This is a genomic window from Chitinophaga sp. RAB17, from assembly GCF_052114225.1.
In the GTDB taxonomy this organism is placed as follows: Bacteria; Bacteroidota; Bacteroidia; order Chitinophagales; family Chitinophagaceae; genus Chitinophaga.
In genome coordinates, this window is the sequence record NZ_JBFREI010000010.1 from 38,545 (window position 1) to 63,360 (window position 24,816).

At 43.6% G+C, this 24,816-nt stretch carries 19 protein-coding genes; 6 read left to right on the plus strand and 13 right to left on the minus strand.

From position 1 onward, the window contains the following. Window positions 1-5: 5 nt before the first annotated feature. The 4 genes from AB4Z08_RS26905 to AB4Z08_RS26920 all read right to left on the minus strand — a co-directional run bounded on the left by AB4Z08_RS26905 (window position 6) and on the right by AB4Z08_RS26920 (window position 4,287). The gene (locus tag AB4Z08_RS26905; protein WP_441576881.1) at window positions 6-1,382 is read right to left on the minus strand and encodes a TolC family protein; all 1,377 of its coding nucleotides are present in this window, start codon (window positions 1,380-1,382) and stop codon (window positions 6-8) included. Between the two features lie 210 nt (window positions 1,383-1,592). Further along, a complete protein-coding gene (locus tag AB4Z08_RS26910; protein WP_441576882.1) occupies window positions 1,593-2,765 on the minus strand; it encodes a chromate transporter in 1,173 nt (390 codons plus the stop codon). Window positions 2,766-2,852: 87 nt separating this feature from the next. Next, complete coding sequence (locus AB4Z08_RS26915; protein ID WP_441576883.1) at window positions 2,853-3,695, minus strand: chromate resistance protein ChrB domain-containing protein; 843 nt, start codon at window positions 3,693-3,695, stop codon at window positions 2,853-2,855. Window positions 3,696-3,750: 55 nt separating this feature from the next. After that, complete coding sequence (locus AB4Z08_RS26920; RefSeq protein ID WP_441576884.1) at window positions 3,751-4,287, minus strand: hypothetical protein; 537 nt, start codon at window positions 4,285-4,287, stop codon at window positions 3,751-3,753. Window positions 4,288-4,512: 225 nt separating this feature from the next. Here AB4Z08_RS26920 and AB4Z08_RS26925 point away from each other — a divergent pair, with 225 nt between their 5' ends. The 3 genes from AB4Z08_RS26925 to AB4Z08_RS26935 all read left to right on the plus strand — a co-directional run bounded on the left by AB4Z08_RS26925 (window position 4,513) and on the right by AB4Z08_RS26935 (window position 7,276). Next, the gene (locus tag AB4Z08_RS26925; protein ID WP_441576885.1) at window positions 4,513-5,106 is read left to right on the plus strand and encodes an RICIN domain-containing protein; all 594 of its coding nucleotides are present in this window, start codon (window positions 4,513-4,515) and stop codon (window positions 5,104-5,106) included. Window positions 5,107-5,451: 345 nt separating this feature from the next. Beyond that, window positions 5,452-6,426: a hypothetical protein gene (locus tag AB4Z08_RS26930; RefSeq protein WP_441576886.1), complete on the plus strand. Its 975-nt coding sequence runs from the start codon at window positions 5,452-5,454 to the stop codon at window positions 6,424-6,426. A 322-nt stretch (window positions 6,427-6,748) separates the two neighbouring features. Next, the gene (locus AB4Z08_RS26935) at window positions 6,749-7,276 is read left to right on the plus strand and encodes a DUF3237 domain-containing protein (protein ID WP_441576887.1); all 528 of its coding nucleotides are present in this window, start codon (window positions 6,749-6,751) and stop codon (window positions 7,274-7,276) included. 152 nt (window positions 7,277-7,428) lie between these two features. On the opposite strand, the gene AB4Z08_RS26940 is transcribed toward AB4Z08_RS26935, so the two are convergent. The 6 genes from AB4Z08_RS26940 to AB4Z08_RS26965 are packed head-to-tail and all read right to left on the minus strand — an operon-like array spanning window position 7,429 to window position 10,648. Further along, window positions 7,429-7,926: a hypothetical protein gene (locus AB4Z08_RS26940; RefSeq protein WP_441576888.1), complete on the minus strand. Its 498-nt coding sequence runs from the start codon at window positions 7,924-7,926 to the stop codon at window positions 7,429-7,431. A gap of 13 nt (window positions 7,927-7,939) precedes the next feature. Beyond that, on the minus strand, window positions 7,940-8,686 hold the full coding sequence (locus tag AB4Z08_RS26945) for a hypothetical protein (RefSeq protein ID WP_441576889.1): 747 nt from the start codon (window positions 8,684-8,686) through the stop codon (window positions 7,940-7,942). A gap of 21 nt (window positions 8,687-8,707) precedes the next feature. Next, window positions 8,708-9,181 (minus strand): hypothetical protein, encoded by a 474-nt coding sequence (locus AB4Z08_RS26950; RefSeq protein ID WP_441576890.1) that lies wholly within the window; start codon window positions 9,179-9,181, stop codon window positions 8,708-8,710. A 50-nt stretch (window positions 9,182-9,231) separates the two neighbouring features. Then, window positions 9,232-9,552, minus strand: a complete 321-nt coding sequence (locus tag AB4Z08_RS26955; RefSeq protein WP_441576891.1) for a hypothetical protein — start codon at window positions 9,550-9,552, stop codon at window positions 9,232-9,234. Window positions 9,553-9,562: 10 nt separating this feature from the next. After that, window positions 9,563-10,291, minus strand: coding sequence for a hypothetical protein (locus AB4Z08_RS26960; RefSeq protein WP_441576892.1), 729 nt, complete (start codon window positions 10,289-10,291; stop codon window positions 9,563-9,565). 33 nt (window positions 10,292-10,324) lie between these two features. After that, on the minus strand, window positions 10,325-10,648 hold the full coding sequence (locus AB4Z08_RS26965; protein WP_441576893.1) for a DUF4870 domain-containing protein: 324 nt from the start codon (window positions 10,646-10,648) through the stop codon (window positions 10,325-10,327). Window positions 10,649-10,877: 229 nt separating this feature from the next. Between AB4Z08_RS26965 and AB4Z08_RS26970 the strand changes: the two genes are divergently transcribed. Continuing rightward, complete coding sequence (locus tag AB4Z08_RS26970) at window positions 10,878-12,731, plus strand: helix-turn-helix transcriptional regulator (RefSeq protein WP_441576894.1); 1,854 nt, start codon at window positions 10,878-10,880, stop codon at window positions 12,729-12,731. Between the two features lie 32 nt (window positions 12,732-12,763). Here the strand turns inward: AB4Z08_RS26970 and AB4Z08_RS26975 are convergent, their stop codons facing one another. Next, the gene (locus tag AB4Z08_RS26975; RefSeq protein ID WP_441576895.1) at window positions 12,764-13,975 is read right to left on the minus strand and encodes a hypothetical protein; all 1,212 of its coding nucleotides are present in this window, start codon (window positions 13,973-13,975) and stop codon (window positions 12,764-12,766) included. Window positions 13,976-14,033: 58 nt separating this feature from the next. Next, entirely contained in the window at window positions 14,034-14,396 is a 363-nt protein-coding gene (locus AB4Z08_RS26980) for a winged helix-turn-helix transcriptional regulator (RefSeq protein WP_441576896.1), read from the minus strand. 125 nt (window positions 14,397-14,521) lie between these two features. Here AB4Z08_RS26980 and AB4Z08_RS26985 point away from each other — a divergent pair, with 125 nt between their 5' ends. Both AB4Z08_RS26985 and AB4Z08_RS26990 read left to right on the plus strand, forming a co-directional pair. Further along, complete coding sequence (locus AB4Z08_RS26985) at window positions 14,522-15,430, plus strand: NmrA/HSCARG family protein (protein ID WP_441576897.1); 909 nt, start codon at window positions 14,522-14,524, stop codon at window positions 15,428-15,430. Between the two features lie 637 nt (window positions 15,431-16,067). Next, window positions 16,068-23,513 (plus strand): LamG-like jellyroll fold domain-containing protein, encoded by a 7,446-nt coding sequence (locus AB4Z08_RS26990; protein ID WP_441576898.1) that lies wholly within the window; start codon window positions 16,068-16,070, stop codon window positions 23,511-23,513. A 177-nt stretch (window positions 23,514-23,690) separates the two neighbouring features. Here AB4Z08_RS26990 and AB4Z08_RS26995 read toward each other — a convergent pair whose 3' ends face one another. Continuing rightward, window positions 23,691-24,680: a hypothetical protein gene (locus AB4Z08_RS26995; RefSeq protein WP_441576899.1), complete on the minus strand. Its 990-nt coding sequence runs from the start codon at window positions 24,678-24,680 to the stop codon at window positions 23,691-23,693. Window positions 24,681-24,816 lie beyond the last annotated feature (136 nt).

Below are 24,816 nucleotides of genomic sequence, written 5' to 3' on the forward strand. Positions count from 1 at the left end.
TATCGTTATTTCAGTTTATCTGTAAATACATTCAGGTTACCATTTGCTGCGGCCAGCTCCAACAGGGAATGCCATACCTGCAAAAAGGTATTGGCTTCGCCAGCTTCGGCTTTTAGCAGATCATATTGTCCCTGAATCAGCCTTGTAAAATCTATCAGACCACTTTCATAACTAAGTTTCAACCCATCAAAGGCGAAACGTGCAGCGTGGGCCTGTACCAGTGATTGCTGTGCAATAGACAAATTCTGCTCGTAATTAAATTGTGCTGTTTCTTTTTGTTTCTGTAGGTTTAGTCTTACCTGATCTAATTGTGCCTCGTCTGATTTAAGGAGTAACTTGTACTGCTTTTTCTGAAGATTTACCTGTGAAAATTGCAGGATGGGAAAACTTATCTGTACTCCGGCACCATAATTTCTACGGGATAAAGACCAGCCATCTGCTTTGTTAACAGATCCATCTGCCTGCACACCGGAACCACGCGCAAAGGCATTGGCCCAGAGATCAAGTTTAGGCCGCCATGCACGTTGTATTTCTTTGAGCGCAGCTTCGCTGACCTCTTTTTTAGTCTGATAGTACTGAAGGGAAGGGTGGGAAGCAAAGCCGGAAGATGTGTCTGCATCAACAGGCAAATGATTAATCAGCAAAGTATCTGATAATACGATACCATCCGGCTTTTCAGGTAAATTAGTTATCCGCGTGAGTTCAGAAATTTCTGCATAGTACTGACGCTGTATTGTCATCAGATCTGTTTGCGCCTGGGCCAGCACTGACTGAAATTGGGTAGTATCAATACCCGGCCGCAAGCCTTGCTGTGCGTATACCAGTGATTGTTGTAATCCAACTTTAGTGCGTTCGATATTGGCTTCATAACTCTGCAGGAGCTTATGGAGATACACGGCATTCAGGTAGGATGTTATGGCAAGGAACTGTTGCCGGAAGAGTGCATCATTGTAATAAGTGCCCGCCAGTTTATATTGCGCTGCTGCCTTTTCAACAGCCGCCTGTCGCTGCCCAAAGGTGAGTGGGTTCCACTTCAGCAAGGCAGCTACGGCAGTACCGGGAACCGGATCATATACATTTCCGGCAGAAGGAGGGCCAGTCATAGGGGAGATTAATCCTGGATAGCTTACCCCGATGATATTATTGTAGGTGGCATATCCCGCCTGGTAACCAGCTGTTAGTTCCGGCATCAGGGAGTTTTTCGCAAGACTTACATTATACTGTGCCGCCTGGGATTGTTGCTCATATGCTTTTACCTGTGGCTGCGATTGTACCAGGGATAGTAGCTCCTTAATATGGATTGTCCTTTGTTGCGCTATAACGGGTAAAGACAGCATGATTAAGCAACCATACATCCATACCTGCTTATGGTAAACGTTCATTTATTAGTTATTTAAAGTAGTCTTATCTGATCTTTCTGGCAGTATTCTTCAGCCGTTACCATCTGTGTTTTGGAAGTTTCTGCAATATAACCCTTAACGTTTATCCAACGTTCCCAAGGCTTCGTTGGCATCCATTAATTTTTCAATATTTTATTTTCCCGGAGACTGTAAGCCAGTGTACCTTTCTCATTTCATTGAATTTATGGGTGGTTATTGAATATGCTTTAGTAAAAGTCCGATACCGGCCGCCACTAATATGATCACGGGTTCAGGCAATTTTTTAAATCGCAATAGCACTATCACGGTGATGATGGCGAGGGCAATCGTGTAAATATCTACCAGCGATCTTTTACCCAGTACAATCACCGCACCGGATATGGCGCCGATGGCAGCCGCGGTAACACCATCCACAAAAGCCTTTATGCCGGGATGTTTTCCATATTTCCTGAAATAAGGTGCAGGCACTACTGTAAAAACATAAGAGGGAAAGAAGGTGCCAAAAGCAGCCATGCAGGCGCCAGCAAAGCCGGCAACCAGGAACCCGATAAATGCAACTGTTATTACCACCGGGCCGGGAGTAATCATGGCTACCGCCACCGCATCCATGAATTGCTGCTCATTCAACCAGGCGTGTTCTTTTACCACGCCGCCATAGAGAAATGGAACGATAGCTAAACCGCTACCAAAAACCAATGCTCCTGCTTTAGTAAAGTATAAGAAGATCTGCCAGAGTGTATTACCGGATGCGCCGAATGAAAAATTGAACAATAGCGGGAATGAAAAAGATTTAATAAGTTCTCCGGCTTTTTTCTTCGGAAGAGAAATTTTCTTCTTTGGAGATTTCACCCACCAGTAAATAATGCCGGCGCCGAGGAAAAGCAACACGTTTTCATTTTCTTTCCATATTGTATATGCGGCTGTCATGAGATATATGGCGCCCAGCCACTTATCTGTACCAATTGATTTACGGGTTAGTTTATAGGCGCTCATAGCGATAATGCCAATGACCGCTGCACCAACCCCATAAAATACTGCCTGCATCCAGGGAATACCCTGCCACTGAGTATAGATAAATCCCAGGGTGACCACTATCATAAACGATGGGAGCACAAATGCTAAACCGGCGAGTGTTGCCCCCAGGATACGATAGTGTACATATCCAATGTATATGCCCAACTGTGCAGCCAGTGGGCCGGGGGCGAGCTGGGCTAATGCCAGCCCTTCTTTATAATCTTCTTCACTGATCCACTTTCTTTTTTCAACCAGGTCACGGTGCATGTAACCTGCAAGCGCAACAGGGCCACCGAAGCCCCAGCTGCCTAACCCAAGAAAATAGAATACTAATTGACGCAGGCTATAAGTTGCGGTGTTATTATTGTCCATTACTATTTATTGATAGCTCTATTTGGCTACAAAGTCGGATTACCCATTATTAATAAATAGAATGAAAACGAAGGTTTTGTATAGTTTTTACTTTTTCAGCAAACTTTTTTTGTAGGCAGATGGACTTTTACCGGTATGGGTCTTAAAAATTCGGGTGAAATGGCTCTGATCCGAGAAACCAGTCAGATAAGCAATCTCCGTCATGGAGTGGGAAGTATGGGTGAGTAGCTGAATAGCTTTGTCTATCCGTAGTTTCCGGATGTAATCTCCAAAGGTGAGATCATCAAAATATTTGGAAAACTCCCTTGAAAGGTAGGCGGGATGGACTTGTAATGTTTCGGATAATCCTTTCAGGCTGAGGTTGAGATTAGTATCTATCTGGTCCTGGATGATCTCCTTTAGTTCTTTTGCCCAATGAGGCACCTTTTTACTATCCTTTTCATCCTGAAGGAATTTCTTGAAAATGTCCAGTAGTTGGTTCTCGAAGGGTTGTTGGGTATGCTTTACATGCTGCAGGTATTTGGCCCAGCTGTACAGGGAATCATACAACAGCATTCCTTTCTCCAGCAATTGATAATCATCCGGCTCATCGTGCGCCATACCTGCGGAGATAGCCCATAAACCAGCAGCCTGGGGAGCAAGATCATGTCTGTCTGTATCGGCCCCCCGAACTATAGGGGCCAGGGCATGAATAGCGGGATCATCGATATTGTGTTTCTTTATGATGTAATCAAAGGTGCATAAATCGTCGTAATGGGTGTACTCAACACCAGCGAGATCAAATGGGGTGGCATTCAATTCAGCAGCCTTGGGCAGTACTTCATTGAAGGGGACGTATATAAACTCTGCCTCCTGGTCTACAAATCTTTTGATAAGCCAGGGACAGGCCAGTCTGTCGATTTTGGGTCGCTCACGGGTGATCCATTTCATACAAATTCAATTCTACTTTCTTAAGCAGTGTACACACAATTAAAGACTAAATATGTTATCGTTGAGTATTTCCCCGTACAGGAGAATACACCGGGACATAAAAGGGAGAATAGCCACTGTAGCCGCCTCTGCTTACGCCAATGCTACCGGAAATGGAGAAGGTTCTATCATTATTGATATACATGACGCCTATTTTAGCATCCGAATAGGCGGCAAAGTTGTTCGTCTGCATAAAGCTATTGCCCTTGTTAATCGCAGGTTGATAAGGCACACTGTTGTAACGGAAAACAGAAGGTGTTACCGATATGCCTCCGAATGCATACAGGTTATTGGTCAGTTGACGGTTAATCTGCAATGCCAGAGGTACTGACAGGAAGGAGCTGCTCCCTCCTTTAAATGCTACAAAGCCAGAAGAAACGCCGGCGTATTTTGTAACAAACCATTTCTTATGGATGTTATTGGTATCGCTTACCGGGTAAGGGTGTCCGAAGGCCGATTCTGTGCCATTCATAGCCCCGAAAGATGAGTCTATCTGTGCATTTACAGTCATGCCCGACATTAAAATAGCAGCAAAAAAGATGGTCCGTAACATACAAATAAAGGTAAGTATCCTTTTTTATTTAAATGCTAACAAAATCACAATTATTGAATCTGGCATCAAATACAAAATTTAGATAGCGATCGTTACGCGCGCAGTGAAAACCTCTTGATGAACGCTCCCTCTATAGTAAAGTAACTGCAGTAGCCCCCCTTATTTTTGCTATGAAAACCTTATACAGCTATTAAACCCTTTCTTCATTTTAAAACAACCCTATTTATGAAACGAATCAACTTCGTGTTATTATTTGCATTTGCCGCCGCTTTATTGACGTCTTCCTGCAGGAAGGAAGCTGCACTGGCTACTGCCGAAAAAGAAAAATCACCAGTACTGACAGGAGCCGCACCGGGTAATTCCATTGCTTCCTCACTGGCCAGCTTGCCGGTGGGCGGCCTTGGTGGTCCTTATAGGATCGTCAACGAACAAAGCGGTAAAGTACTGGAGGTCGAATTGTCAGAGATCAATAACAATGGCGGAAAGGTGCAGCAATGGGAGTACCTGAATAAAGACAACCAAAAATGGATACTCACTGCCTTGGGCAATGAGGCTTATATCATTACAAACGTCTGGAGCGGAAAGGTACTGGAGGCACAGGCGTCCACTGCTTATCAGAATGGTGGCCGGGTACAGCAATGGTCATGGTTGCAGTATGGCAATCAACAGTGGAAAATTTCCGGTAAAGCCTTCATCAATGTAGGTAGTGGCAAAGTTTTGGACCTTTCCTCTACTACTGTGTATGTTAATGGCGGGATTATCCAGGTATGGGACTGGGTAAATGGTGCCAATCAACGCTGGACTTTACAGACTCCATGATCTGATGTACATTCTTTACTTTTCGTTGTAGATAAGTTTTTCTGTTTTTATTGTGGGAGGGGAACACGTTTCTTATTGTACTGCAATTCAGGCAGTACAATAAGAAACGTGTTCCCCTCCTTAATCCATGCCTGGTTTTGAAGGATGCCCCAAAAATGATCAATCAAAAAAGGTATACTTCTTTTGTAATCATCTCAAAAATATAATACCAGATACTTAAAATTTTCTATTTTAGAATATTGTTTTTATTTATTGTAGCCTGACCATATCATGCCAAAGTAATCATGTTTTTTATTTATTGAGTAACCATATCTCTTTTTTGAAACCTTTAAACCAAACATTGTTATGAAAACCATGTCCGTAGGTGCGATTGCACTCTGCCTGCTATTCTTTGCCTGCACAAAGAACGACAAGCCTCTTGAAAACCCTCCCACATCTGATCCGAAAGGGAAAGTAGCCGTTACATTCAGCGCAACAGGTTTTACACAGGAAACCGTAGATTTACCCAATAGCAGCGCGAAGCTGGCTGCTACTGATTCTATGGGAAGTTATGTCCGGTATTTCTGGTACCTGGCCTATGATAACCGCGGCAAAGAAGTAAGCAGGCAATTTCAGAAGTCTTCCATTGGAAGTGCTTTTGGAACCGTTAAAGATTCCCTTCAGCCCGGAGGACCTTATACGATTGTGATGTTCGCTTCTCCCTTTAATATGCCGTTTAATGGTGCTGATACTTTGGGAAATGCCGGTTATCCGGATCGGAAACCAAAGCCATTTCCGCTTGATTCAGCCTACCTGAGTTTCAGGGTGGTAAATTGGTATTGGCAAAAGGAAGCATTTTATAAGAAATTCACGATCAACGTTAATACGGATACCATTGTGGCCGCAAGGGCGCTCGACAGGATTGTTGGTAAGGTAGAAGTGAATATTTTGGATGCGAATGCCAACCAGGGTATTGAAGTGAGCCTGGATAAAGAATGTGGGTATTATTTTTTTAACACAGGTCTAACAGACGGGGTATACACAGACCCGGCTATCCCCGACATCGACAGGCCCCAGATCATTAAACCTTTTGTCAGGGTGAGTGCAACAAAGTTTGAACGCTTTATCCTGAATAGAACAGCGCCCATGGTGGCCACTATTACGGCTTGGGATGGGAGCGGTCATATAATGGCCGAGCGGAAAGTAAGATTCACTAATGAATGGAATAAGAAGGTGATTATTACTGGTAAGCTTTTCGGACCCGAGATAGATCCTCATTTTGGATTCAAGGTATCGCTGAATACTGATTGGAACGCGGATAGTACACAAATCGGGTTTTAACAACCGCGAACAGTATCATTCCTGCGCATTATTAGTTGCCTGAATAATGAAACGGGATATAATTAAGCGATAAGTTATATCCCGTTTTTTTAGTATAAACAACCTCAAAGAGAGGCGTTATATTTCCTGTAATCAATAGCTTAACATTATTTCGCAAAACCGGTCATTTTGCGCGGCTTATTCGTTTAAAAAGAGAACGCAATCGTTATATTATCGATTTTGATTGCGGAAACTAATTTATTATAATACATTTAATGGATGGGTGTCTTCCTTATGTGTCATCATAATTTTAGTAAATCAATTTTAAATAAACCACGATAAAATGAAAAAAGTAACCTTTCTTGCTGTATTCTTTTCTATTTATTTTTGTGCGCAGGTAAATGCACAGGAGCTTAAATCAGCGTATTTATTTGATCTGGAAATCACCGTCAACCCACCACAAGCGATAGGACCGGTGTTGAAAGGAACGCGACTTATTTTTCCGTTTAAAGAGGGCGCTATAAAAGGAGATAAAATTAATGGCAAAATGTTGGACTGTAGTGGAGAGTGGGGGCTTGTTGTTGATTCTACAACTTTTAAAATGGATGTCCGTGCTACCATTAAGACAGATGATGGTGCTCTTATTTACATCGCCTATACCGGGTATAACTACGCGAGTGCTGCAAATTCTGCTTTAATGCGTGCAGGGAAGGGCAGTGAACTTCCGACCTCAGAATATTATTTCAGGTCAACCCCCGTGTTTGAAACCAGTTCTCCAAAATATGCCTGGCTCAATCATACTATTGCTGTTGGCGTAGGTCATTTTCCGGCACCTGGCAAATTGATTTACCGTATATATGCAATCAAGTAAAGGGAATGACCATTTGATATAAGTACAGGCACTTACAACCCGGATATTTTTATAATCAACAAAACCCGCTATTGTAGCGGGTTTTGTTGATTATGCCCTGCGTGTATATTAGATTGGCGGCTTCGTTCGATCGGGCGGCGAACGATTACATCTTATTCACTTTTAACAAATGCCAAAATGGGATTTAATACCTGCTCTACATATTCCTGCTCCCTGGCGTTGCTTTTCCTGCTGTTAGTAAAAGTATCACTGATGGAATAATTTTTCATAAACTGCTTCTTCTGCTGGCCTATGGCATATTCCATGGTACCCGGTTCCTGGGATATATTGATGATCGTCATTTCTTCGAACGTCATTAAACGTTGTTTGAAAAATGGTGCGTTGATTTTGTAAATGACTTCAGCATTTTTATCAAAAAGAAATTTCACATTGACATTAAACAGGTAATCATAGATTGCATAAAAAATGAGTATAGCACCGATGCCGTATGATGTGTACCTGATATTGTAGTTCAGCCAGCTGTCCGTAAAAGGAACTACCCCAAAAATTAAAACGGATATGATGGCGAACGCCTTTATCTTGGGCATATAGCCAAAATAGGGCTTAATACTCAGCTCATGGGGTGTTATTTTCAACTGATATTTATTCATACTTATCATCTATTTATTTGGCAGGTCTTTTTATACTATAGATGTTTCGCGCTATACCACCCGATCCTTCATTTTCTTTTTTGAAGTGGTGGTATTCAAATTCTTTTAAAACAAATGTTTCCGGATGTGCGGCATCAAAGCTGCCGGCGTCTATTGAAAGCCCGCCGAAATCATTTGGAGAAGCTACCTGCCCGGTATGTGGGATCATGACAATGGTATTATTGGCCTTATCTGTTGTCACAATTTTAAACAAGGTGTATTTGCCCTCCGCGTTGGCGCCGGCATGTGCATCAAAAATACCCACCTGGCAAATGTCTCCTGACTGCGGATGCCTGATGTATTGCTCCGTATGGTCGCTTCCTATCTCATAAGCTTGTTTCCCACTATTTTTTAAGATACCCAATTTATCCGCAGCGAATATTTCCACCACGAAAACAATGCAGCCAAGGAAAATACCAATTACGCGTTTTCCTTGTTTGCTGAATTTAACAGACGTTGTCAGTTTAACAGTAGCTACTGCTGCATTAAAGGCAGCTGTTATTTCAGGGCGCCAATTATTTTTGCTTATAGATTGGTTACAGGATGTACAGGTGACTGTTGCCGACAACTTGTTCAGGCGTTGGGTAACCACGCCATCCTGCTCCTCTTGTAGTAAAGTCATTTCAACCAATCCCTTATGATGGCAATGGGTGCAGGCCACATGCGTTAGCGGAACGGTTTTTACCCGGATATAATTTGTCGAAAATCCAAAAATATACATGCATTGGTTTTTACCGGCCGCTTAATTTGCTTCAATTCCCATGATCTCTGTCACTTCATTGATCGCATTTTGCGCGGGTTGTTTGCTAAATAGTCCTACTACTATAGGGACACGCTTCTCATTGCCATTCTGATCGAATATAAAAAAGGCGGTACTATCCAGTGTTATAAAGAGATACCTGGAACTGAGCACATAAAAGTTGTCAAAATTATCAAAGTGATAAATCACTTCTCCACTCAGGGCATGGTTTTTATGGATAACGGTTTTTGCGTTGGGATCAATTGTTAGTTTTTTGGTTGTTTTTAATAGGTTGATCAACGCAAAAATGAGGAATAATAATGCCGCCCAGATACCGATTTTCTTTTCTGCCGGAATAATAAAATACAAGGTGGCGCCTATAGCCAGGCATACCACCGAACGGACAACGGCGGTGGACATACTGGTTTTTAAATGAAATTTATTGCCTTCCTGCGTGAAATATTTATAATTACTCATGTTCTGACTTTTAAAGTGTTGACTATATTAATTGCAGCTGATGTGAAAATCTACAGACGCTCCTGCATTTTTATCCGCTTCCATCGGGCATATGCTTTGTAGAAGAATACAGCGCCCACCAGCAGCAGAAGAGCAAGGATTCCCCATTTACCCGCATGTTTATAGAGCAGCTGCTGGAAGTCGTTCATTTCAATAACGCCGCCTGCTGCTTCCCATTTTTGAATCCGGATAAATTGATAGATGCCGGCGCCTGCAAAAAACAGCCCGATCAGCAAATGGATGATCACCCTGGAATAGGGTTCTTTTTTATTGCCTTCATATATATGGTCTCCGGCAAAATGCGGATCATCTTTTTCTGTTTCAATTTTCATCTGCTTACATTTATTTCCTGTAAATCATTTGTACATTCCCTAAAAGTTTCTTATCGGGCGCGATAAATCTGAGGCTTTTATAGTCCGTCCAGGAAAACGACATTTCATTGCCGGGTTTAAAATCTGCATCAGCCGCAGGTACTTCACGGGCATTGGCCGGAACATCGATGCTTTTATCAGAGGCGATGGCTTTTACCACATCATTAGCAGCATCTATGGATGTTATTTTAAATAGTCCTTGTTTGTGGTCATCGAAAAGATATACCAATACCAGGTCTCCGGGTTGGGGGCTGCCCGCATATTGCCCGGACTGCCGCACCTGTTCCGCCCGGCTGGTAACGGTTTTAGTCGTTTGCTCAGGCCCGATGCGGTGGTAAATAAATAAGCCTGCAAGCAGCAGGAAAATGGCCCCAAAGAACAGGACGGTCAACCAAATCAGGAATCTCCCTACTTTCCCTGCATTAAAAGAGGTCTTTACCTGTATCTGTTTCTTTTCCGCTTTGTAGAAGGCGTCCAGTTCATTATCCCAACGTACCACCGGTACATCCCGATGGCAATTTTCGCAGGAAACGGCAGCCGTTATTTTTTTGGTATTGCGTACCCAGCCGGCTTCCAGTTGCAGCTGATAGAAGGTCATCTTCATTTTGCCCCTGTCCTTACATAAAGGACAAGGGGCATCAGGAACAGGGATGGTTTTAAGGAAGAGATGATTTTTGTTGATTCTCGTAACTACTATCATGGCAGTAAGATTCCAGGGTCATTTCAGTACAGATCAGTTAATAAAAGCAAATTTGTTTTCGAACATTTTGCCAAATACTGGTACCGGTTTTTCAGCGCCGTTGCCTGCATTAATCATTCCCAGTATCCAGAATACCATTAAAACATATCCTACCAGGCCCAGGAAAGATAACGCCGGAACCACGTGGGCAATAATATTCAAAATGACGCTTACAGCAATGCTGACAATGGCCAGACCTAAAGACTGCTTCAGGTGGTATTTAAGTAAACTGTCTGCCCGGTCTTTTCCGGAAAAATAGGCAATCAGCCATCCAATCAGTGTAATGTAGGAGATAATAGATAAGGTGCGGTTGTTCATAAAATGTAAGGATTTGTCAGGCAATATTGCCAGGTGCAAATATGCATCTGCCCCCCATGATATTCCAAACCTTGCTATGCTACAAAGCGTCTACCCCTGTTAGGGTAGCGTCTACAATACGACTACATCTTAATAATATTGTTGGATATCAATTGTTTATAAAGATGATAAATATTCATTTTATTATATTCCTACAGACACTTTTATCATTTTATAGTAATTTGCCGGCATGAAATTCTTGCTTCATTCTTTATTAATATGCATTTACATTAGTTTGTCATTGGATGGTTTCACACAAACGGAAGCTGCTGAAAATTCACAATCGGGCAGTAAAAATGTATTAAGCGGAAATAACCAGCCGGACGTATTATATCAACAGGCGGAAACCTTCAGGGTCAATAAAAACTATGCCGCCGCGCGGTCAACAGTCAGACAAAGTATCCAGACAGCCTTACAAATTAAAAACTATACGGCGGCAGCCAAAGCTTATGCACTGCTGGTAAGTATTAAAGCGAACAGCAGGGAATTAGCCACCCTGACACAAACAAGCGATTCTGCCATGTTAATAGCGCAACGGGCAAATGATCCTGTAGCAATGGCCTATGCTTATTATGCCCGGGTGCTGGTATATAAAACCCTCGATGACCCGGAAAATATGGTAAAGAATTGCCAGTCCGGCCTGAAAGAGCTGGAAAAGCGGATGGATCATAATATTGCCGCCAGATGCTATTACCAGCTTTACGTGGTAAATTCAGACTGGAACAATGAAGCCAAAGTAAACTTCTATGCACGGAAAGCAACGGAACATATCCTGCAAACGAAGGACTATAACATGTTGAGCAACTGCTATACTGCCCTGTCGGTTGCTCATGAATATAATTATAATACCCAAAAAGAAAAGCAGGAACTGGACAGTACCTTGTTTTATTTAAGTCAATCGGAGGCCCTTTACCGCCAATACCCCGGGCATGTGGCCGATTATACTTATGCGATTACCTGTATTAATATCGCCAATTGTTACATGAAATATTTTCCGGAAACTGACGGGGGAGCCAAAGCCCAGGCTATCCATTTTGCCAATACCGCCAGAACCGCATTGAAAGATACCAGCAACAGCCAGGAAGTGGTTGCCAGTAGCTTAGGCATATTAAGCGAATATGCCCGTAGGGAGAATAACAGTGTACAGGAAGAACGCTATCTGTTGGATGCCTACGAGGTAATGAAAACGGAACAGCCGCCTTACTACTACACCATGATCAATGTAGTAAGAGGTTTATCTGGTTTTTATAAGCGGAAAGGCGATTATCAGAAAGCATTGGACTACCAGGAAAAAGTAACGGAATACAGTAATAAAAATTTTAGCGAGAAGCAGGCACAGAATGCGCAAAAGCTGGAAATACAATACGAAACAGAGAAGAAGGACAATGAAATGCGGATCCTGAAAGAGCGGGAGAAAAGCCGGATGCTGCAAAACTACCTATACGCCTGTATCGCACTGGCTTCCCTGCTTGGGCTGGTGTTTATGTTCCGTTCGTATCATTTCAGGCTACGCTTCTCCATGCAACGGGAAAAGCAGCTGCAGCTGGAAAAACAGGATTCTGAGTTACAGATAAAGCTGCAAAAAGAAGAACAGGCAAGGCTGAGGGCAGAACAGCAGCTGATGGAAACCCAGCAGCAACAACTTCAAAAGGAAGTAATGGCCAATGTATTGCACCTGGAACATAAGAACCGCATGTTACTCGACATAAAAGACAAGTTGTCCGAAGGCGGCTCAGTAAACATGCAAAAGATTTTAAAAGAGGAACTGGTGATTGACAACGATTTTGAAAATGCAAAATTGCAGATCCAGCGTGTCCATCCTGATTTTTTTAACCTGATCAACGAAAAGTCGCAAAGAAACCTCAGTCCACTGGACCTGAAGCTATGTGCCTATCTCTATCTCAAAATGGACACACGGCAGATAGCACAGCTAATGCATATCGAAGCCAAGAGCGTCCGCATGAGCCGTTACAGAATTAAGCAAAAGCTTGGACTGGGAAAAGACGAAGACCTGAATATTTTCCTGCAGGGTTTGGGCAATTAAGCCAGCTTTGGCATCCGGCTCCAATGGCAGCATTACCGCTTATAGATGTATTCCAAAGCCTCATCTTTATTACTAATGAAATTTACCGAATGATAGGTTATGGCTTTGTCGGGCATTAATGCCCCTTTCTTGCCTTTCCACGTCTCCCAGTACCTGGTGGAATAATCAATCACCATTTTAGTATTTGGAAGTCTGAATCCGCGGACTTCTCCATAATGATTTATATTACCACTCGTCATTTGTCCAACCAAAATGGCATGGGTATTTCTTTTAAACTCAACGGCATTCATTAATGCAGAAGAGAAAGTGGACTTTCCGATAAGCACAAAGAAGTGACCTTTTTTATTTAAATAACTATGCTTAATACTGTCAATGAAAGGTGTTAATACCCCTGAATTACCGCCGCCATTAAAGCGAAGATCAACAATGATTTTGTCGGGTTGGGTACTTGCTATCTTTGAAAATAACTCGTTACTAAACTGAAGGAATGGGTGATTTTCATCATTTTCACAACGTGCAAAATTAAAATAAAGTATCTTTCTTACGGTGTCGTACTCATACCAATATGCTTTACCATCTTCTCTGTAAGGCAACATCGTCCGGTATTGGCTGGAGAGGGCCAGTTTCAAACTATCCTTACTAACGGCATCCAGTGTTATATTGAGCATTTCATGATTAGAATTTTGCAAAGTGAATGTGGCACTTGTATCCGAATTCAGAATACCTAATCCTTTAAGGAAAGAAGGGTTGTTTAAAAACTGTTGTCTGTAAGTTTCAAAATAGGATTTATTGTCGTCTTTAATTACTTCTCTGAATTTATTGTTGATTTCATCGATAGGATGCCCGTTTATGGCCATTAGTTTAAATAAAAGGCAACTTGATTTCTGGGGATCAATACCGGTAACAAAAATGCCATCATCAAACATTTCAAATTTTATTGGGAGAAACAGATGGAATCTGGGCTCAATCCTGGTATGCTCATCGCCGATCGATACGTTTAACTTGAAAAGTTCTATCATGAAAGTTTCATAATCCAGGCTATCAGCTTTTGAAGCTATCATGGAAACTTTATGCTCAAATCCGGCCTTACTTATTTTATCATACAGATTTTTATGCTTTACTGGCAACGTATCTCTGTAATACATCAGATCTTCAAGCAGTTCTTTTTTTGTCAGGTGCTGTGAAAAACAACAATCAGGAATTAAAAAAGAGCATACAAGTAAAAAAGAAAAATACTTTTTCATCGGGCAGGGTTTTGTTTTATTGTTGGCATTCGGGTTGGTTTATATTTATCCTGAGATATTAACTTAACCTGAATTTCTGCCTATGCAGTTGCCCCCATTTTATCAATGCTTCTACTACAGGTAAAATAGTTTTTCCATGCTCAGTTATCGCGTATACAACGGTTACAGGTTGCGTATCACAAACCGTCCGGGACACAAGTTTATTTATTTCCAGCTCCTTCAACTCACCTGAAAGCACCTTGGCAGAAATGCCACTGATGTCGCGTCGCATTTGCATGAAAAACTGTTTCTCATCTTTACTGGCAGCAAGATATACGAGGATGATCAACTTCCATTTGCCGCCACATAACTCCAGGCTATCTTTTAAAGCGAGCAATGGACCACGGCATGTTTGGGTGGGTAATTCTTTTATCTCAGTCATTTTTTTTATAGATAATAGTTACTTCCAGGTTAGTAGTTACCTGTGGTTAACCTGTCGCTAAAATACATCAATTCGGGCGATTTTTGTATCACACCAAACAATCCATTAACCCATTATTCAGATTTATGCAAAACACTCAAAAGTTAATTTTAGTTACAGGTGCAACTGGTCAGCAAGGCGGTGCAGTAGCACGTCATTTACTGGCAAAGGGTTATAGTGTCAGGGCCTTCACCCGCAATGCAGATACTTTTGCTGCACAGGTATTACGCCTGGCCGGCGCGGAAGTGGTGGAAGGGGACAGTGATAACCGGGATTCTTTAGACATAGCAATGGAAGGTATTTACGGCGTCTTTAGTGTTCAACCTTCTGAATATTCGCCCGGTTTTACCCCTGTTGGTTTTGGCTACCCCGATGAAGTCAGACAGGGCAGGAATATTGCCGATGCGGCAAAAAAGGCGGCTGTCAGCCATTTTGTTTATTCATCGGCAGCAGGTGCCGAGCATCTGAAAGGAACCCGTAATTATAGCAAATGGGAAATAGAGGAGTATATCAGGGCCATTCAATTACCGGCCACTATTTTACGCCCGGTTTGGTTCATGGAGAACTTTACCGATCCTCTTTTTGGTTTACAAACCGGTAAGTTTTCAACCGCTATAAAACCGGACGTAGCAATACAACTTATCGCAGCAGATGATATTGGTGCATTTGCGGCCATTATATTCCAGCAGCCCGGTCATTTCATTGGAAAGGAATTGGAGATTGCCGGTGATGCACTCACCCCATCAGAGATTGTTAGTGCCATCAATGGCGTAAAAGATGGTCCTATGATTTCCTATACTCAGATTCCGGTGGAGATCATTCGCCAACATAGCAGCAGTGCAGCGCGTGTATATGAAGTCATCAATGAAACAGGTTATCATGCGGACATTCCCACACTAAGAACTTTGCACCCGGCACTAATGAATTTTGACAACTGGCTGCAGAAGGAAGGAAAAATAAAGTTCAATGCGCTTATGCATACAAACGCATCTTAATCGGAGGATGATCCGGTCGATGCTTTCTGATATACCGGAAGGAAAGTGGTATTAACAAAATGCTCAAATGAAGTAGGGGTGGTATTCGCTGCTGATCTTGATCTCCACATTTTTATGTGACGATGATTGATCCCGGTTACCACCTCACTCATTCATCCTTTAAACGGAAATATGTTTCCCCATCAATGGTCTACCAGTTTGGTATAGAAAAAGATTATTTTATTCAATAAAAAACTCTACATTTGAAATTGTCGGGCATGAAAAACTAACGCGCGTAACTTTAAGGTGAACATGAAACCCAAGGTATCAAAACCTTTATACCATTTTCTATGAGCATTTTCGACTAAATCTGTTTATTTCCCGGATCTTATACTGTAGAAGGAAACCTTCGTCAACGAAGGGGCGTGCCATTGTTATACATATCTCTCCTAAACAAAACCAAAATCAATGAATCAGAAAAACAAAACTTCATCGTCGTGTTTAATGCGTAGAATAGCCCACGCATTAAGGATCTGATAATCACTGTACAATTATCGGTTTTTTAATATTCCCTTCAACTGCTACGTTGCGGAATAGCATTGCTATGCCTGGAAACGGCATACCGCGTTTACCTTATTTCCTAAAAGTAATCCTGATTATGAAAACAAAGCTACTCCTGTTTATCGGGTGTTGTTTGTTATCGCTGTTTGTACAGGCGCAACAAGTCAACCCTGCGGAAAGAGACTACCGTATTTTGCATGTCAATAAAAAATTCACTCCCGGAAAAGGATTCCGGGTAGATAATGTAGCCATCCGCTCCAGTGGGAAGAATGCAAAGGTACTGTTTGCGAAGAATGACTACTTCCTGGTACAGTTTGATCAGTTGCCCACAGAAAATCAAAAAGCAACACTAAAAGGGCTAGGCATCACATTGCTGGACTATTTTCCTAACCTGGCCTATTATGCGCATTTCAGAAAGGAAGTTAATTCTGATCAATTATCGGGATTAGGAGTGCGAACGATATTGCCGGTCGATGAAAACCTTAAACTGTCGGATGACCTGTATAATGGGAAAGTTCCTGCTCATGCAAGGAGAGGAGATAATATAGAAGTGCAGGTGGTGCTTTATGCCGTGGCAGATGGCAGCGCAGCAGAAAAAAGTATTCTTCAGTATGCTACCATTGTTGAGCGTACTTCCCCTACGAAGTGGAAATTGCTGGTGCCGCAGCATAAATTGAGTGCACTGGCCAATGTAAAAGAGATCAAATTTATTGAACCGGTAAGCGCTGAACCCATACCGGAAAAGGAGGTAAATGAGCCACGGAAGGAAGATATATTCAGCAATGACTATGGCCGCTCCAACTATGTGAACTCAGGTTTCGGTGGCATATTGTATAATGGTGATGGTGTAAATGTGATGATCCGGGAAAATGGGATGTATAGCGGTCCTGATTTGCAGGGACGTGTAATGGACGGAACTTATCAGCCTGGCGATCCGGGCAGCCATCCATCCGGAGTGGCCAGCTATCTGGGCAGTGCGGGGAACGTTAACCCGCGGGACCGCTCCAATGCCTGGGGGGCTAATATACTGGCTGTTTCCGGTCAGGATACCTATACGTTGTATGATGATCCCGTAAAAAAAATCCGGGTTACAAATATGTCTTACGGTTGGTGGAATACTGACAACCACACCGTCACGGCGGGCTATAACAGTCTTTCACAGGAGCACGATAATTTTGAACGTACCCGCCCTGAGGCGATGCTGGTATATTCTTCCGGTAACGTTGGCGACTATACGACCCTGGGCGGAAAGTATAATGGTATGGCCGGATGGGGTAACATCTCGGGGGAGGCTAAGAATGCAAAGAATATATTGACAGTAAGCGGCACCGATTATGAAGATAATTTCCTGGACTGGACCTGTAAAGGACCCGCTTACGATGGCCGCATCGTTCCACAGCTGGCAACAGAAGGCCAGGGGGGCACCTCTTTTGCCGCTCCAAAAATTTCCGGCATTTTCGCCATCCTTTCCCAGGCGTATAAATCTGAAGCACAGGCACCTGTACCCGCAGCACTGATTAAAGCGGTGATGATGAATACAGCCGATGATGTTTATAATCCCGGTATTGATTTTAAAAGTGGTTTTGGCCGCCCCAATGTACGGCGAGCTTATCTGGCCATTAAAAACAGGCGATATGCTACTGATACCATTACGCAGGGCAGCCATAAAAGTTTCCCCGTTTCCGTACCTGCCGGCACTTCACAGGTACGCGTGCTGGTATATTGGACCGACTATGAGGCCACACCAGGCGCAGCGCAGGCATTGGTAAACGATCTGGACTTAACGGTCAGCGATCCGTCAGGTAATATTACATTGCCATGGGGCCTGGATACTACTGCCAACGCAGTTAGCCTTAATGCATTACCAACGCGGAAGACCGATCATATCAATAACGAAGAACAGGTAACTATTGATAATCCATCAGCAGGTACCTATCATATTTTTATAAATGGATTTAACGTTCCACAGGGGCCGCAGCAATTCTTTGTCGTATATGAATTCATAAAGGAGGAAGTGGTGCTGAGCTACCCGCTGGGTGGTGAATCAATGGCGCCTGGACAGCAGGAATATATCCGCTGGGATGCATTTGGTACACCGGGGACTTTTAACCTGGAATACTCTGCTAACAACGGTGCGAGCTGGGATACCATCGCCACCAATATTGCGGCTGCCAAAAGACAGTTTAACTGGAAAATACCCGATCTCGCCGCCAATATACTGGTGAGGGTAAAACGGGGAACACAAACCAGTGTTTCTGCCGCAGTACATGTGATGCCCGTTCCATCCGGACTAAAAACAGACTGGGTATGTGATAATGCGCTGCAGTTGTCGTGGAATAAAGTTCCGACCACCGGTGTGCATTATGAAATTTTTAAGCTGGGACAAAAGTACATGGACTCCATTGGTATCACCACAGACACCATCTTTAGCGTAAGCGCACCCGATGCTTCAAAGGAAGAATGGTACGCCGTACGTGCTGTTGGTGCCAACGGAGAAACAGGGCTACGCTGTAATGCTATCAAAAAAGATATTGGCCTGTTTAAATGCAACAGTGTTATTACCGGTATTGCATTTAATGTGAGGAAAGACAGTGTATTATTAACCGGGAGCGTAAATGCATTAGGTAAAACGCTTAACAACGTGGCGTTTGAATATGGTCCCACCACAGCATACGGGTCGGTCACCACTATCCCCGGCGCTTTCACCGGCACCAGTTTTACCCCGCTTCAGCAGCAGATTCCTATTACCATCCAATCCGGAGAAATCTGGCATTATCGTCTGAAAGGTAAACTGGATGGCCTGGATGTATTTGGTGAAGATCATAGTTTCCAACCCGCGCCGGGCAATTCCATGAAATTCAATGGTGCAGAAACCATGACGCTGGGGCCCAACAACGCCGTAAATGGAAATAAACCAAGAACAATTGAATGCTGGGTGAAAACCAGTGTATATAACAGCGATGGAGGTGCGATTACCCTTGCAGGTGGCACTGGTACCACACTTGGAGACTTTACCCTGGCCACCAATGGAGGCGATAACCTGTGGAAGTTATCATTGTGGAATGTAACGCGCACGTATACACTACCCAACAATAAAGGAGAATGGCATCATATGGCCATCACCTATAACCCGGCAAATACAACTGCAGAGCTGTATTACGACGGTACCCTATGGGATTCCTGGAGCACCGGCGGAGCACTTACCACCTTGCCCGGTAACATACGTCTGGGAGTTCGGGTAAACGGATCTTCTTTTTATTATAATGGTGAAATGGATGAAGTACGGATATGGAATACTGTACGGACCGCGGCACAGATCAGGGAGAATATGCATCACCCCTTAAAAGGAACGGAAACCGGACTGGTGTATTATGTAAACTTCGATAACCCGGAAACAGAAAGTTATGACGTCGCCGGTAAAACAGCGCTTTCGCAAACCGGGTCATTGCAGAAAGTAAAAGCACGTTATCCATTCGGAACCGGTGCTACATTTGTGGGCACAGAAGCTGCCGGCAGTAATGTTTTCGGTAATGGCGCCGATGTAACGGCTTTCTATAATGCGCAGGATGGTAAACCAGCATCGTTTTCAAAGATTGATCTTACTTCCGCCGTTTTCAATGATTTTTCTGCCTCGGCGTTCCGTGTAGGAAAAGAGTTCTGGATAGGACATCGTTATGCTACCACAGCCGGCCCTGTAAATATGAACCTGATGTTTACAACTACGGCTAATATTACTACAGATGACGTTGCTCATCCCGGCAAAATACTGGTATTTACAAGATTGCCTTATACCGATGGTAAATGGCAATATAGCGGAACCGCCAATGCAGCGGATAGTATAGCCCATACCGTTACGCTTAATAACCAGACGAGCTACCAGCAATACCTGCTGATGAAAGATGAACAACCTTTTATGTATGCTTCAGCAGATTCGCTTACGCTGGCAGATGCAAGGACCGGAGTAACTACCAGGCCGCAACAATTCACTTTGTCGGGTGCTAACCTGCCACCAACAGTGAGTATCACTGCCCCGACAGGTTTTGAAATATCTGTCAACGATACCACTTACGTTAATTCATCCGCTGCGCTTTCTATCGCGACTACAGGAGGAACATTACAGCAGGCAAAAGTATTTGTTCGCTTTGCACCCGTTACGCCTGGCATATACCAGGGTAGCATACTTATCAACGCCGGTGCTGCAACACTGGACAGCATACTATTAAAACAAGAAGCTGTTCCCGTGGAAACTACCGCCGGCAACGCGATGAGCTTTGACGGAAACGGTGACTACCTGGAGATACAAAACCTGAACTGGCAGCCTGCCGAATTTACTATTGAATGGTGGCTGAAACCAAGGTCGTACAAAAATTATAACCAAAGCATAGGCAACGGCTGGGGCTCTTTCCTGGCACATGCCGACAGCGGTGGCGGTCTGAATATAGGCGTGGCTAACAATACCAATTCAAGACTCCTGGTAGCATCCGCATACAGCGATCTGAATACATGGCACCATTATGCCTATACGTTTAAAAATGGCGCAGCCAAAATATACCGCGATGGAAGACTGATAGACAGCAAAGCAGCTTCCTCTTATCCTCCTAACTGGACCACTTTCCGTATCGGCGCAGCATCTGCAGATGCTATTGATGGAGAACTGGATGAATTCAGGATGTGGACCATCGCCAAAACACAGCAACAGATCCGGGAAGGTATGCACCTCACCACCGAGGGCACTGAACCAGGGCTGAAGCTTTGTTTACAGTTCCAGTCCTCACAAAACGGAGTCGTGGATATTTCCCCCAACGGTTATCCCGTGCGGATAGTGAATGCGGTAAGAATCCCTTCTAACGCACCGATTGCCAAAGGGATCAGTGAAACAAAACAGATATTGACGCCAGGCATCACCAGTTTCTCTCAAACAGGTATCAGTATGGACTTTTCTTCCGCCGGCACGCATCCAAACGGAGAAGTGGTAGTCAGTAAACTGAGTGGTATTCCTGCTAATGACCTATTGCCATCTGTACAGGACAGTACCTGGTGGGTAATCAATAATTACGGAAGCAACCCTGTTTTTACCGGATTAACAAAACTCAGCATCACTAGTAATGCAGGCAATACAGATCCGGGTATCTACCGCTTATACCGCCGTGGCTTCAATGCCTTTGGAAACAGCTGGGTATTCAATAACAAAACCGTAGAAACTTCCGGCAGTGACGTTATATTCAATTTCAACGCGACTGATTCACTGACCTCTTTTGGACAACTGGCATTTAATAAAACCAGTGGCATAGAAGTGGCAGATACGCTGCCCGGACAAGCCTATAAATTTGATGGCAGCGATGCAGGCATCACCGTCAATGGTCTTAACTGGAAACCTGAAGTATTTACCATAGAATGGTGGCTCAAGGCCAATACCGCCAGCAGCTGGAACCAGCAGATAGGTAATGGATGGGGAAGCTTCCTGGCGCATGCGAACAATGATAAGAGCATGAGTATAGGAGTCGCTAACAATGCCGCTTCCCGCGTAGAAATACCAGGCGCGTTCAATGAACTGAACACCTGGCACCATTATGCCTTTACTTTCGACAATGGTGTGGTAAAAGTTTACCGGGACGGAGAACTGGCAGGTACTAAAACCGCCTCCTCTTTCCCTGCTCTCTGGTCAGGATTTATTGTAAACAATAGGGGTGGAGATGGCATCAACGGATCGCTGGATGAATTCAGGATCTGGAGCACTGCCCGTACGCAATCGCAGATCCGTGAAAACATGCATCACACCATCGCCGCCGGTACTCCGGGATTAAAAGTATACCTGCAGGGACAAGGACAGCAGCAGGGCGCATTTTTCACAGAAGTATCCGGGAATGCATATATCGTATCGGCCGACAGCAGCCTACAACGCGAAGTGTCTACTGCGCCTGTTGCCAAAGGTGTCAGTCAATCACTGGTGATAGACAGTGCGGGACGGTATTATTTCAACCAGGCAGGATTGACCTTACAATATAAACAGGAGAGTAGTTATCCAAAAGGAGAAGTGGTGGTAAGCAGGCTGAATGCCGTACCATATGCAGCTCCGGCAGGTGATAGTTACCTGGGACAATATTGGATCGTCAGAAATTACGGCGACACAACGGCAACAGCTATCAGCACCATAACGCTGTCCAATGCGGCGGATACTATGCGCAACCTGGAGCTTAACAGTCGTCCATTCAACGCGTCCGGTAGCTGGAAAGGCATTGCAAACGGTGTCACTGCACCAGGTGAAGCAGATGTTACGTTTGGCACTGCTGCCACAGATATCCGTAATAACCAGTTGGTATTTATACAAACCGCCAATACGGCACCAACATTTGCAGCGCCTGCGAATATTACGGTTATCAGAAATGATAGTTGCCATTATAACACAGCGACGACTATTACCGGTGTTCCTTCGGCTGTGCAGGATGATAGGGATTCTCTTCCGGCTATAAGTTATACCGACACAACTGCTGCAGGTTCCTGCATCTCAGAGCTGTTGATTACCCGCACCTGGGTGGCCAGAGACAATGCAGGCAGATCTGTAAGTCACGCCCAATTGATCACCGTAAAAGATACCACTGCACCGCTGATCAGTTGCAAAGCCGATGCATTGCGGCAGGCCAACAGTGGTGGCTGCACTTATACGGCCACCGGAACGGAATTGGATATCACGGCTACTGATAATTGCAGTGCCATCAATTTCAGCTATTCACTCAGCGGCGCCACTACAGTCAGCGGTGTAACTACCCTGGCTGGTGTTGCATTCCATAGCGGTGTAACAAATATTAACTGGACAGCTAAAGATGCCTGCGGCAACTCAAGTACCTGCAGCTTTACATTGACAGTTAACAGTGCGCAGCTGTCTGCAGCCATCCCTGACGCATATGCAGTAAATCCGGGGGGAGAAGCGAACACTATCTACATCGGCTATGGTCCTTCATCGCTTACCCTTGCTACGCAGGTGACTGGCGGCAAAGCACCATATACTTACAGATGGTCAACAGGCAGTACGGCTGCCACTGCACAGGTAAGCCCATCTGTGCCGGGTACATTTACCTATACCGTAACTATTACGGACGCAAATGGCTGCACCACTTATGTAACCAAACAAATTAAGGTGACAGATATCCGTGGTGATCACGGTAGTGTAATGGTATGTCATCAAACCGGCAACGGAGGCTCATTCCAGCTACGCATTAATCCCGCTGCTGTGCCGGCACACCTTGCACACGGCGATAAGCTGGGCACCTGTGCTGCTACCGGAGCTTTCAAATCTACCAGCGAAAACACATTCCAGGTGATGGTAAGCCCTAACCCAAGCAGGCAATACTTTACACTGCAGTTGCCTACCTACGGAGAAGGTATTGCTTATGTAAAGGTGTACGACCTCAATGGTAAACTGGTGGAAGAAACCAGGGGGGCAGATAAAACAATCACCTTCGGAGAGCGGTTGATACCCGGTACTTATATTGTAGAGATAGTACAGGGCAGAAACAGGGAAACAGTACAAGTGATAAAACTATAGGAAAGTATTGAAGAGATAAATGGCCGGAGAAATTTCTCCGGCCATTTTTAACGTTTGGTGGTCATTGCATGTTCTTTGGTAAAAGCCCGATACCTGCCGCCACTAATTTGGCCATGGGTCAACTATTTGATTAATCTCCGGACGTTTCCTGGCATTCTGTTTTATATATGAATTCAATTATTCTTCGGTTTTGTTTAATTGTGCAAACAACGAAAAGTACTCCGTCAGCACCGCTAAGAATTGTTGGGATTGTGTAAGATTTAAAACAACCGACTTCTCGAAATTATCTACGTTCTTAAAATCTTCGGTATAAATTCTCTGGCGTTCTTCCCACTTTCCAGCCGCCTTTAGGTATAAATTTTTTATATAAAAATTTATTGCTTCACCATTATGATCTTCAAGTGAATTATTAGAGGAAATTTTAAATAGAAATGCACGTAGAAGGGAGACGGGTCTTAATTGTGTATCCCATATATGGTTCTTTAAGTGTGACTGAACAAACGCCAATATTTCGGAATGATCAAAGGTTAATCCACGACTATATATGTCTTCCGGAAGATGTAGGTACTTGTGGTCAAATAGCCATTTTGCCAGTAATAAATAGCTTTGCTGTACGGTATTAAACTCATTCTCCGGATTGAAACAGGAATGCGAAAATATCTCTCCTGCCTCAATGATGGCCAGTTCAATGGCTGTTATTTCCATTTTGTCCCGTACAAACCATACCTTTATTTTTGTTATATCATTAAGCGGCTTTTGGAAAAATATTTGATTGGAAATGCTGCTACTTTGATGATCAAAATAGGCAAGGCATTCATCGAGAGAACTTCCCGGATGGACAAAGCCTTCCCAGAATTCCGATGGTTTAGGGTCTGCAGCGGCTTTTTTTCCGTTACCTGATTTAGAGAATACGGATATATTACTAAGATAATTTTCGAATTTATATTGATCGTTCTTAGGGCTTACCGGGGGATAAAATTTATCATTTATGATCTTAAATTTGAAATTATATCGGATGGAATTTTGCTTGTCTTCAAAATCTTTATTTCTCTGATTGGTGGTAATTGTTTTAGGAGGGGTGCCTAAATTATATTGTTCAAACCATTGGGTAATCTTCGGATCGGTACTTTTTATTCCTATTAAGTTTACTACATCCTGTATGATCATTTCTGCAATTTTTTATTAATGCTATATTATTATTTGTAACCGGCCGTTACTAAGACAAGCTTATTTGCATAAGCTTCAAAGTTAAAGAAATAATTAACTGTTTCTTGAATTATGAAGTGATGCGCAACAAGTTTCA

What these genes read in the sequence shown, in the direction of transcription:
- AB4Z08_RS26905 (WP_441576881.1), bottom strand. Translation starts at nt 1,382, where the DNA reads ATGAACGTTTACCATAAGCAGGTATGGATGTATGGTTGCTTAATCATG.
- AB4Z08_RS26910 (WP_441576882.1), bottom strand. Translation starts at nt 2,765, where the DNA reads ATGGACAATAATAACACCGCAACTTATAGCCTGCGTCAATTAGTATTC.
- AB4Z08_RS26915 (WP_441576883.1), bottom strand. Translation starts at nt 3,695, where the DNA reads ATGAAATGGATCACCCGTGAGCGACCCAAAATCGACAGACTGGCCTGT.
- AB4Z08_RS26920 (WP_441576884.1), bottom strand. Translation starts at nt 4,287, where the DNA reads ATGTTACGGACCATCTTTTTTGCTGCTATTTTAATGTCGGGCATGACT.
- AB4Z08_RS26925 (WP_441576885.1), top strand. Translation starts at nt 4,513, where the DNA reads ATGAAACGAATCAACTTCGTGTTATTATTTGCATTTGCCGCCGCTTTA.
- AB4Z08_RS26930 (WP_441576886.1), top strand. Translation starts at nt 5,452, where the DNA reads ATGAAAACCATGTCCGTAGGTGCGATTGCACTCTGCCTGCTATTCTTT.
- AB4Z08_RS26935 (WP_441576887.1), top strand. Translation starts at nt 6,749, where the DNA reads ATGAAAAAAGTAACCTTTCTTGCTGTATTCTTTTCTATTTATTTTTGT.
- AB4Z08_RS26940 (WP_441576888.1), bottom strand. Translation starts at nt 7,926, where the DNA reads ATGAATAAATATCAGTTGAAAATAACACCCCATGAGCTGAGTATTAAG.
- AB4Z08_RS26945 (WP_441576889.1), bottom strand. Translation starts at nt 8,686, where the DNA reads ATGTATATTTTTGGATTTTCGACAAATTATATCCGGGTAAAAACCGTT.
- AB4Z08_RS26950 (WP_441576890.1), bottom strand. Translation starts at nt 9,181, where the DNA reads ATGAGTAATTATAAATATTTCACGCAGGAAGGCAATAAATTTCATTTA.
- AB4Z08_RS26955 (WP_441576891.1), bottom strand. Translation starts at nt 9,552, where the DNA reads ATGAAAATTGAAACAGAAAAAGATGATCCGCATTTTGCCGGAGACCAT.
- AB4Z08_RS26960 (WP_441576892.1), bottom strand. Translation starts at nt 10,291, where the DNA reads ATGATAGTAGTTACGAGAATCAACAAAAATCATCTCTTCCTTAAAACC.
- AB4Z08_RS26965 (WP_441576893.1), bottom strand. Translation starts at nt 10,648, where the DNA reads ATGAACAACCGCACCTTATCTATTATCTCCTACATTACACTGATTGGA.
- AB4Z08_RS26970 (WP_441576894.1), top strand. Translation starts at nt 10,878, where the DNA reads ATGAAATTCTTGCTTCATTCTTTATTAATATGCATTTACATTAGTTTG.
- AB4Z08_RS26975 (WP_441576895.1), bottom strand. Translation starts at nt 13,975, where the DNA reads ATGAAAAAGTATTTTTCTTTTTTACTTGTATGCTCTTTTTTAATTCCT.
- AB4Z08_RS26980 (WP_441576896.1), bottom strand. Translation starts at nt 14,396, where the DNA reads ATGACTGAGATAAAAGAATTACCCACCCAAACATGCCGTGGTCCATTG.
- AB4Z08_RS26985 (WP_441576897.1), top strand. Translation starts at nt 14,522, where the DNA reads ATGCAAAACACTCAAAAGTTAATTTTAGTTACAGGTGCAACTGGTCAG.
- AB4Z08_RS26990 (WP_441576898.1), top strand. Translation starts at nt 16,068, where the DNA reads ATGAAAACAAAGCTACTCCTGTTTATCGGGTGTTGTTTGTTATCGCTG.
- AB4Z08_RS26995 (WP_441576899.1), bottom strand. Translation starts at nt 24,680, where the DNA reads ATGATCATACAGGATGTAGTAAACTTAATAGGAATAAAAAGTACCGAT.